The following is a 9,563-nucleotide window of genomic DNA, read 5'->3' on the forward strand; positions in this document are numbered from 1 at the left end:
GACGCTGATCAGCAGCTCCATGTCACCCTGGTCGAACTTGTCGACCAGCAGTTGCGTGGCCTCGGCGGACTCCGAAGTCGGATCCTGGAAGCCCCCGGCGGACAGCTGCTGGGCCACCGGCACCCCGAAGATGCCGCAGCCCACCATCACGAACAGGGCGACAACAAGGACCCGGCGTGGCGCCGCGATGGCCGACAGTGCGATGCGTTGCAACACCTGGGAGTCCCGTCTGACTGTGATATCGCGGCTAAGTTATCAACGCTAACTTGCTTCGGTCAATGGTCGACGATGACTTCTCGGGCCGCGATGAGTCGACATGATCATGACCGACCACACCGCCGACACCGCGATACGCTCATCTGCGATGACGACCGATCACGCGACCGCGCAGACAGACCCGACCGGGGTCGCCGACCTGGGCCTGTTGATCCTGCGTCTCGGGGTGGGTGGTGCCACCCTGCAGGCGGGCCTGATCAAGGCGCTCGACTTCTCCACCACCACGCAGTTCCTCGCAGAGGCCGGGTGGCGACTGCCGACGGTCGCGGCGTTCATGGTGACCGCATCGGAGACCCTGGGTGGGCTCCTCCTGTTGCTCGGGGTGTTCACACCTCTCGCGGCGTGTGCCGTGCTGAGCGCGATGCTGTGCGCCTGGGCCGTGAACGTCTCGGGAGCGGCGTTCTGGTCCGAACCGTTCAACATCCCGTTCCTGATCGGCCTCGGCGCGGCGGCCCTGTTGCTCACCGGGGCGGGCCGATATTCGCTGGACCGGGCGCTTCTGCGGCGCGTGAACTGGTCACAGCGGGTTTTGCTGGCCCTGCTGGGCCTGGCCTTCGTCGCTGCGATCGTGACCTGGGTAGCGCTCTACGGAATCAACCCGATCCACTTCTCGGCGCCGTCGGCCTGACGGCTACCCGCCGGTAGATCGCCGAACCTACCGGGCGGTAGGAATTGCCACCATTTTGCGAATAGCGGCTCATAGACTCCTTAAGAGCCGTGGTTACTGTTCAGTACATGTGGATCGACGACACCAGTGCTGATGTCATCAAGGTTGACTTCGAGGCTCTCTACCACGGCGATGTCCTGGTCGAGGGAATCACCTCGGAGCAGCTCGACGACGAGCACTTCCTACCCACCGCAGTGTGAAAGAACGCGCGACCCGCTGGGCCGCGCGTTCCTCCTCCGGTGCGCCTCACGCAGGCGCGCGCAACGGCTAGTTGCGCCCCGACTCGCCTCCGTTGGATGTCTGGCTCACACCCCCGCACCCTCTACTGCTGGGGTGAGCATGTCGGCCAAGCGCCCAGCGATCAGGCTTTCGGCCTCGCCCACGATGCGTGCCACCAGATCACCGACGGTCGGGATGTCGTTGATCAAACCCATGGCCGTGCCCACCGTCCAGATTCCGGCGTCGACATCGCCGTCGTCGAACACCTTGCGCCCGCGGACACCGGCGACCAGATCCTTGACGTCCTCGAACTGACCACCGCCGGCGAGGATTTCCACCACTTCGCGTGACACCTCGTTGGACGCGACCCGCGCGGTGTTGTGCAGGCTGCGGAAGATCAACTCCGTCCCTCGCTCGTCACCGGCGACGATGGCTTTCTTCACGTTCTCGTGGATGCAGGACTCCACGGTGCACATGAACCGCGAACCCATGTTGATGCCGTCGGCGCCCAGTGCCAGCGCGGCGACCAAGCCGCGACCGTCGGCGAAGCCGCCCGACGCGACCATCGGGATCTCGATCTTGTCGGCCGCCGCAGGGACCAGCACCAGACCCGGGATGTCGTCCTCCCCCGGGTGGCCCGCGCATTCGAACCCGTCGATGCTGATGCCGTCGACGCCCAGGCTCTGCGCCTTGACCGCGTGCCGCACCGAGGTGCACTTGTGCAGCACCTTGATGCCGTTGTCGTGGAACATCGGCAGATGCGGCGCCGGGTTGGAACCCGCGGTCTCCACGATCTTGATGCCCGCATCGACGATGACCTGACGGTACTCGTCATAGGGCGGTGGGTTGATCGACGGCAGGATCGTCAGGTTCACCCCGAACGGCTTGTCCGTCAGATCCCGCGTCCGCGCGATCTCGTTGGCCAGGTCGGCCGGCGTCGGCTGCGTCAGCGCCGTGATGAAACCCAGCGCACCCGCATTCGCCACCGCCGCAACCAGTTCCGCCCGGCCCACCCACTGCATACCGCCCTGGGCGATCGGATGCTCGACCCCGAACGCCTCGGTGAACTTCGTCGTGATGCTCACCCGATCACCTCGGCGCCATCCGGATCGCGCCGTCCAGGCGGATCACCTCGCCGTTGAGCATCGGATTCTCGACGATGTGCACCGCCAGCGCACCGTATTCGTCGGGATCACCCAGCCGTGCCGGGTGCGGAACCTGCTTGCCCAGCGACGCCTGCGCCTCCTCGGGCAGGCCGGCGAGCAGCGGGGTCTTGAACAGGCCCGGAGCGATGGTGACCACGCGGATGAACTCGCGTGCGAGGTCGCGGGCAATCGGCAGGGTCATGCCGACCACGCCACCCTTGGATGCCGAGTAGGCGGCCTGGCCGATCTGACCGTCGAACGCCGCCACGGATGCGGTGTTGACGATGACACCACGCTCCTCACCGAGCGGTTCGGTCTTGGCGATTCGTTCAGCGGACAACCGCAGCACGTTGAAGGTGCCGATGAGGTTCACCTGCACGACGGCGTTGAACCAGTCCAACGGGAACGGCCCGTCCTTGCCGAGGGTCTTCACGGCGTTTCCGATGCCGGCGCAGTTGATGTTGATCCGCAGCGGACCCATCTCCTCGGCGGCATCCAGTGCGGCGCTCACCTGCTCGGGATCGGTGACGTTGGCCTCGACGAACTTGGCGCGCGAGCCGAGTTCCTTGACCACGTCCTCGCCCTTGAGGTCGATCACGACGACCGACGCTCCACGGTCGAGCAGTCGCTTCGTCGTCGCGAGACCGAGCCCGGAGGCCCCTCCGGTGACGACTGCTACGGCGTCTTTGATCTCCACAGATCTTTTCCCTTTCTGTTGCTCAAACCCATTCCTGCAGAATGTCTTCGGTGTCAGCGCCGGGGACCCCCGGCGGCTTCGGGGCGGTGGTGGAGCTGCGTGAGAACCGCGGCGCCGGCGCCGGGTAGAGAGAGCCGTTCTCGCTGTAGAAGGTGTCGCGCTCGGTGTTGTGGGGTTCGGACTCCACTTCGGCGAACGACAGCACCGGCGTCACACACGCATCGGTGCCGGCAAAAACCCCGGCCCAGTGGTCCCGGTCGTGCGCGGCGAACGCCGCAGTGAGCCGTTCACGGAGTTCGGGCCAGCGGCTCATGTCGTTCTGGTCGGGCAGATCGGCCGGGTCGAGGCCGACGCCGGCGAGCATCTCGGCATAGAACTGCGGCTCGATCGCGCCGACCGCGACATGGCGGCCGTCGGCGCAGGTGTAGGTGTCGTAGTACGGCGCGCCCGTGTCGAGCATGTTCACGCCGCGTTCGTCGCTCCACATGCCCATCCCGCGGAATGCCCACATCATCATCGACAGCACGCTCGATCCGTCCACCATCGCGGCGTCGACGACCTGGCCCTTGCCGGAGCGCTCCCGCTCCCACAGCGCCGACAGCACGCCGACCAGCAGGAACATCGACCCACCACCGAAGTCGCCGACGAGGTTCAGCGGCGGGACCGGCCGTTCACCGGCCCGGCCGATCGCGTGCAGGGCCCCGTTGAGTGAGATGTAGTTGATGTCGTGGCCGGCCTGCTGGGCGCGTGGTCCGTCCTGGCCCCACCCGGTCATCCGCGCGTAGACGAGCCGCTCGTTGACCTTGGCGCAGTCGTCCGGTCCCAGGCCGAGTCGTTCGGTGACACCCGGCCGAAAGCCCTCGATCAACACATCGGCCTTCGCGACCAATCGCAGCACCAGCTCGCGGCCCTCGTCGGTTTTCAGGTTCGCCGCCACCGACCGGCGGTTGCGCAGCAGGTAGTCACCGCCGGGCTTGGTCGCCGGACCGGACCCCTTTCCCGGGCGCTCGACACGGACCACGTCGGCACCGAGGTCGCCGAGAATCATCGCGGCGTGCGGTCCCGGGCCGATGCCGGCCAGCTCCACAACCCGCAGTCCTTGCAGTGGTCCCGCCATGCCTGCCCGCCCTTCATCAGAATCGCTCAGTTGACCGCCGACATAGCTTACTTGTATAACCAAGTCGGACCGGCCAGGGGGCATCAGCCCTCGGATAGGGGACGCTCGTGACCACCATCGACTCGGACACCGACGCATACGCGGGAATCGAGGACCTCACCGTCGCCCTCGAGAAGGGGGTGCTGGCGGTGACACTCAACCGGCCGGACAGTCTGAACTCCCTGACCGCGCCGATGCTGAGCACATTCGCCGCAACGCTGGAACGCGCCGCCGAAGACCCCGGGGTGCGGGTGGTCCGTATCGGCGGCGCCGGACGCGGGTTCTGCTCCGGCGCGGGCATCAGCGAAGAAGACCATGCCAACCCAGGCGCTGCCGGAACTCCGGCCGACGTGCTCGACGCAGCCAACCGCTGCATCCGCGCGATCGTGAACCTCCCGCAACCCGCCGTGGCCGTGGTCCAGGGTGCGGCCGCCGGCGTCGGAGCGTCGCTGGCACTGGCGTGTGACGTCGTACTCGCCTCGGAGAAGGCGTTTTTCATGTTGGCGTTCACCAAGATCGGGCTGATGCCCGACGGCGGTGCGTCCGCCCTGATCGCGGCGGCGGTGGGCCGGATCCGCGCGATGCGGATGGCGCTTCTGGCAGAGCGCATCTCGGCGGCGGAGGCCTACGGCTGGGGCCTGGTCAGCGTCGTCTACCCCGCTGACGAGTTCGACGCCGAGGTCGACAAGGTCATCACCACGCTGGTGTCGGGTCCGGCGGTGGCCTTGCGCAAAACCAAGAACGCGATCAATGCGGCGGCACTGACCGAGCTCGAAGATGCCCTCGAGCTCGAGAAGCATGGCCAGCTGATGCTGCTGGAGTCCCGTGATTTCCGCGAGGGCACCAAGGCTTTTCAGCAACGCAGGGCGGCGGACTTCACCGACTCCTGAGCGCTCCTTCGCCGAGACTGAGCGCTCCTCCGTTGAGACTGTATTCCTGGCGGAAAAGTGCGAGTGCGAGCCGCCGCCAGTGCAGTCTCAACGGCTGTTCGCCGAACTCGCCCACCCGCTGCGCTGATCGCCTACAGACCGAAAATCGGCGGCAGTGCGAGCACCAGGACCAGACCCCAGAAGAAGTGGGTGAGCATCGGTGCGAGCACACCGCCGGTCGCCCGGCGTTCCAGCGCACACACCGTGCCCAGGATGATCGCGGCGAAGCCCAGCATCGGGTTGCCCGTGGTCGCCGCTGTCGCGATCACGTACAACACCGTCGACACGAGCACCGGTCGGTACTTCGCCAGCGTCGTGTACAGCGCACCACGGAAGAACAGTTCCTCGGCCACGCCGTTGATGACGGTGATGAAAACGATCAGCCACAGCGGGCCGGCATTGGAGAACTCCAGCACGACGGTGATGTACTCACGCACACCCGGGATCTGGCGGGCCACCAGGCCGCCCACGACGAAGACGGCGCCCAGCGCCAATCCGACTGCGGTGCCGGTGATGACGGGGCGCTGGTTGCGTGCCCGGAAACGGACATGTCCGAGGTGCAGCGGGCCGGAGGCGAAGGCGCCGACGGCCCACACCGCGGCCAGTGCGAGCGTGAGCCAGATGAACGATTCGTCGCCCGGCGGCCGACTCAGCGAGTAGCCGAGCAGCACAGCGCCGATCAGAAGGAAAACCGAGACGACGATCTTGCGGCGACGGATCACCGCGGGCCACTCGTTGTACGGCGCCGCCCGGGTACGCGCGATGTCGTACAACTCGCCGGGCAAGCCGGGATCCTTCGGTGTGGTCACGCAGGACTCCCCTTCGGCACCAGACCGATCATCGTATCGAGGCCGGTCCGCACCGCACCCGCGACGGGGCCGGGCACCATCGCGATCAAGCCCAGGATCGGGCGCACCGGCGGCGGCGTCACGGCACGGGCGAGCTGACGAATTCTCGACGTGTCGCCCCCCGCCCACTGCGGATCGGTGTCGGCGAGATGGTGGTCGTCGGCCAGAGCGTTCACCGGCCGCCGCGGCGGACTCGTCACCGCACGACGCATCGCGTCCTCCACCCCGAGCAACCCGCCCGGCGGCTCGGCGACGTGGTCGGCGATGCCGCGCTTCGACGCCATCATCGGATAGTCAAGGGACTCAATGAGATCGCCGGCCAGCCCGCCGGGCACCGGGAGGATGACACCGCTGACCCGCGACACCAGACAGGGCTCGACGCCGTAAACCGCCACCGGCGTGCGCCAGATGCCGGCGACGCGGGCGTAGGTCCGAAGCAGATCACCGTAGGTGGTGGTCTCCGGACCACAGATGTCGTAGGCGCCTGCCGGCACCTTCTCATCGGCCACCGCGACGAGGTAGTGCAGTACGTCGCGGATGGAGATCGGGTCGATCGGGTTGGCCGACCAATCGGGCATCGGCAGCAGCAGGAACCGGTCGGCCACGTACCGCAGCATCTCGAACGACGTCGACCCGGCGCCGAAGATCATCGCGGCACCCAGCCACACCACGTCGGGTCCGCCGTCGACGGTCAGCGCCTCGGCTACCTCGGCGCGACTGGTCAGATGCTCGGACAGCGAGTCGTCGTCGGGAACGAAGCCCCCGAGGTACACGATGCGGCGCACGCCGGCGTCCTTGGCCGCGGCGGCGACGTTGGCTGCGGCGAGGTTGTCGGCCTCCCGGAATCCCGGCTCGCCGATGCCGTGGACCAGGTAGTAGACGACGTCGATCGGTCCGGCATCGACAAAAGCCTGCCGCGCCGAGACCTCGTCGTGCGCGTCGAGTTCGACGGCCGCCACCTCGTCGTGCCAGCCGAAATCGGCGAGCCGTCGCGGGTTGCGGCTGACCGCGACCACCTCGTGGCCCTCCGCGAGCAGCGAGGCGACCAGCCGCGAGCCGATGTAGCCGGTCGCTCCGGTGACCAGTGTCCGCATGGTTTTCACCGTACGGATGTACCCGAACCCGCCGGTTCGGAACCCGTTCCAGACGTTGCCTGCATCACGATGCACCGTGACCAGTTCCTGGTACCGCTGGGGACTGCAGACCGGGTGACCCGGCGCGGGACGGCGCGTGCGATCCTCACGTCGTGACCTCAGCATCCGCACCCTCAGCGCTCGATCTGGTCGACGGTGTCGACCTGACAGGCAAGATCTGTGTCATCACCGGTGCGTCGTCAGGTCTGGGACGGGAGTCGGCCCGGGCGTTGGCTGCGACGGGAGCCCACGTGATCCTGGCCGGCCGCAACGGTGACGACCTCGCCGCCACCGAGGCGTGGGTGCGCGAACACGTGCCGGCCGCGACGCTGTCGAAGGTTCACCTCGACCTGGCCTCACTGGCCGGCATCGCCGCCGCCGCCGCACAGATCCAGGACCTCACCGGAGCCGTGCACGTTCTGATGAACAACGCGGGTGTGATGTTCACCCCGTTCGGCCGCACCGTTGACGGCTTCGAAATTCAGTTCGGCACAAACCATCTGGGGCATTTCGAACTCACCAGAGCCCTGTTGCCGGCACTGGTCGCCGCGGATGGCGCACGCATCGTCAACCTGTCGTCCGCCGGTCACCGGATGGGTGACGTGGACTTCGACGACCCGAACTGGGAACGGCGTGACTACGACAAGTTCGTCGCCTACGGCGCATCGAAGACCGCGAACGTCCTGCATGCCGTCGAGCTGGACCGCAGGTTGCGCGACAACGGGGTGCGCGCGTTGGCGGTACATCCGGGGATCGTGGCGACATCGCTGGCACGGCACATGAGCAGTGACGACTTCGCCGCCCTGGGCAAGGTGAAGACCGTCGAGCGCGACCCTGCTGCCCGTCGTGTCGATGTCAGCCGCGAGTTCATATCGCCGGAGATGGGCGCCGCGACGCAGGTGTGGGCAGCGGTCAGCGACGAGTTGGACGGACAGGGTGGGATCTACCTGTCCGACTGCCAGGTCGCGTCCGCGGCGTCCTACGCCGTCGACGAAGCCCGTGCGCTGGCGCTGTGGGACCTGTCCGAACGACTCTGCGCGCCGGGAGCGGCGCGCTTAGGCTCGAGCGTGTGAACCGGACGGGCGGGTAGCCGGGATGGCTGAGCCGGCACGGAATTCGTCCGCGAAGATCATCTACCTGCGTTCGTACGGCGAACGGGACCGCGAGGATCACGACGTGGTGGGCCGGGTGCTGGATGTGACGGTCGAGTTGCTGCGCGACATCGCGTTCGCCGATCTGAGCACCCGGGGCATCGCCGATCGTGCCGGTGTGCCGCACGGTGAGGTGTGCGCGTACTTCAGGTCGAAGGACGCGATCGTCGCCGAGGTGTACCTCGGCATGCTGCGTGATGCCCCGCTGAGCGTCGATGTCGCGCAGTCGGCCCGCACCCGCGTCGTCGCGCTGTTCAACCAGTTGGTGATGCTGCTCGCCGATGAACCGGAACTGGCTGCTGCCTGCTCGAGCGCGTTGATCTCCAATGACCGATCGGTGCAGGCGATCCGACGGCGTATTCACGCGGAGCTGCATCGACGGGTGCGCACGGTGCTCCGATCGGATGCGTGGCCCGAGGTGGCCGAGACACTCGAGTTCGGATTGGTCGGGGCAATGGTGCAGGCGAGCTCGGGTTCGGCGACCTTCCAGGACAGCGCCGACGACCTCGCCCGGGTGGTCGCCGCGCTGCTGCCGGAAGAGCCCTGAGACCTGTACCTCTCCGGGCGCAGAACCTGCTGGTCAACAGCGTGATCGCCGGGAGTTTCGGGGGCCGCGGCGGTGGTCCCGACTTGGTCGTAGCCAATTTGTGCACATACCATGCCAGACGACCTGAGAGCATGAGGAGCAGAACGTGAAGACCAACACCAGCAAAGCCATCGGCGTCGCTGTGGGTGCCGCCGCGATCGCCCTGTCGGTTCCGCTGGCAGTCACCGCGTACGCCCAGCCGGCCACTCCCACCCCCGCGCCCGTCGTCGAGATTCCCGATCCTCAGGGACCCGAGTGCGGGCCCTTCAAGGAAGCAGTGCCCAACTGGAAGGGCCTGGCCAACCTGCCCGTCAGCACGGCGCTGGCCAGCATTCCGGAAGCCTCGACGTTCAGTCAGGCGATCTCCGGCCAGATCAACCCGGCCGTCAATGTGGCGTCGGTGTTCGACAACGGACCGTACGTGATCTTCGCGCCGACCAACGAGGCCTTCGCTGCGCTGCCGCCCGAGCAGCTCGAGATGCTGCGCACCGATCCGGCGGCACTGACACAGCTGGTGTACTACCACGGGTTCCTCGGCCTGCTCGGACCCGACACCGTGAAGGGCCAGCGGCCCACCCAGGAGGGCACCGAGATCGAGGTGACCGGCTCCGGCGGCGACATCCAGGTCAACGAGACCACCGAGGTCCTCTGTGGCGGCATCCCGGCGCAGAACGCCAAGATCTATCTGGTCGACAACGTCCTGAACCCGGCCGACGCACCGGAACCGATCCTGGCGACGCCGACGAGCCCGACGAC

At 67.2% G+C, this 9,563-nt stretch carries 12 protein-coding genes; 6 read left to right on the forward strand and 6 right to left on the reverse strand.

Features of this window, described 5'->3' with window-relative positions; genetic code table 11:
• A partial coding sequence (locus tag WA965_RS23180) for a hypothetical protein (RefSeq protein ID WP_526448119.1) occupies positions 1–216 on the reverse strand: 216 nt, incomplete at its 3' end.
• A 148-nt stretch (positions 217–364) separates the two neighbouring features.
• Between WA965_RS23180 and WA965_RS23185 the strand changes: the two genes are divergently transcribed.
• Both WA965_RS23185 and WA965_RS23190 read left to right on the forward strand, forming a co-directional pair.
• Entirely contained in the window at positions 365–904 is a 540-nt protein-coding gene (locus WA965_RS23185) for a DoxX family protein (protein WP_526300066.1), read from the forward strand.
• A 107-nt stretch (positions 905–1,011) separates the two neighbouring features.
• Positions 1,012–1,143: a hypothetical protein gene (locus WA965_RS23190; protein WP_256735944.1), complete on the forward strand. Its 132-nt coding sequence runs from the start codon at positions 1,012–1,014 to the stop codon at positions 1,141–1,143.
• 105 nt (positions 1,144–1,248) lie between these two features.
• Here WA965_RS23190 and WA965_RS23195 read toward each other — a convergent pair whose 3' ends face one another.
• From WA965_RS23195 to WA965_RS23205, 3 genes are read right to left on the reverse strand one after another with little or no spacing between them, the layout of a single operon-like run.
• Positions 1,249–2,247, reverse strand: a complete 999-nt coding sequence (locus WA965_RS23195) for an NAD(P)H-dependent flavin oxidoreductase (RefSeq protein WP_526300068.1) — start codon at positions 2,245–2,247, stop codon at positions 1,249–1,251.
• Between the two features lie 4 nt (positions 2,248–2,251).
• Positions 2,252–3,004 carry an SDR family NAD(P)-dependent oxidoreductase gene (locus WA965_RS23200; RefSeq protein WP_178358027.1) on the reverse strand — a complete coding sequence of 251 codons (753 nt, stop codon included), beginning with the start codon at positions 3,002–3,004 and terminating at the stop codon, positions 2,252–2,254.
• Between the two features lie 22 nt (positions 3,005–3,026).
• A complete protein-coding gene (locus WA965_RS23205; protein WP_526300070.1) occupies positions 3,027–4,121 on the reverse strand; it encodes a CaiB/BaiF CoA transferase family protein in 1,095 nt (364 codons plus the stop codon).
• A gap of 107 nt (positions 4,122–4,228) precedes the next feature.
• Here WA965_RS23205 and WA965_RS23210 point away from each other — a divergent pair, with 107 nt between their 5' ends.
• Entirely contained in the window at positions 4,229–5,050 is an 822-nt protein-coding gene (locus WA965_RS23210) for an enoyl-CoA hydratase/isomerase family protein (protein WP_526300072.1), read from the forward strand.
• A 131-nt stretch (positions 5,051–5,181) separates the two neighbouring features.
• Here the strand turns inward: WA965_RS23210 and WA965_RS23215 are convergent, their stop codons facing one another.
• Both WA965_RS23215 and WA965_RS23220 read right to left on the reverse strand, forming a co-directional pair.
• Complete coding sequence (locus WA965_RS23215) at positions 5,182–5,898, reverse strand: CPBP family intramembrane glutamic endopeptidase (protein ID WP_526300074.1); 717 nt, start codon at positions 5,896–5,898, stop codon at positions 5,182–5,184.
• A complete protein-coding gene (locus WA965_RS23220) occupies positions 5,895–7,040 on the reverse strand; it encodes an NAD(P)H-binding protein (protein WP_526300084.1) in 1,146 nt (381 codons plus the stop codon). Before WA965_RS23220 ends, WA965_RS23215 begins: the two co-directional genes overlap by 4 nt.
• A gap of 143 nt (positions 7,041–7,183) precedes the next feature.
• On the opposite strand from WA965_RS23220, the gene WA965_RS23225 reads away from it, so the two are divergent.
• The 3 genes from WA965_RS23225 to WA965_RS23235 all read left to right on the forward strand — a co-directional run.
• The gene (locus WA965_RS23225; protein WP_526300076.1) at positions 7,184–8,143 is read left to right on the forward strand and encodes an SDR family NAD(P)-dependent oxidoreductase; all 960 of its coding nucleotides are present in this window, start codon (positions 7,184–7,186) and stop codon (positions 8,141–8,143) included.
• A gap of 22 nt (positions 8,144–8,165) precedes the next feature.
• A complete protein-coding gene (locus WA965_RS23230; RefSeq protein WP_526300078.1) occupies positions 8,166–8,768 on the forward strand; it encodes a TetR/AcrR family transcriptional regulator in 603 nt (200 codons plus the stop codon).
• Between the two features lie 145 nt (positions 8,769–8,913).
• Positions 8,914–9,563: fasciclin domain-containing protein (locus WA965_RS23235; RefSeq protein WP_526448120.1), on the forward strand; the 650-nt coding region annotated here is incomplete at its 3' end.

Origin of the sequence: Mycobacterium sp. (assembly GCF_049683935.1) — a bacterium.
Taxonomy (GTDB): domain Bacteria; phylum Actinomycetota; class Actinomycetes; order Mycobacteriales; family Mycobacteriaceae; genus Mycobacterium.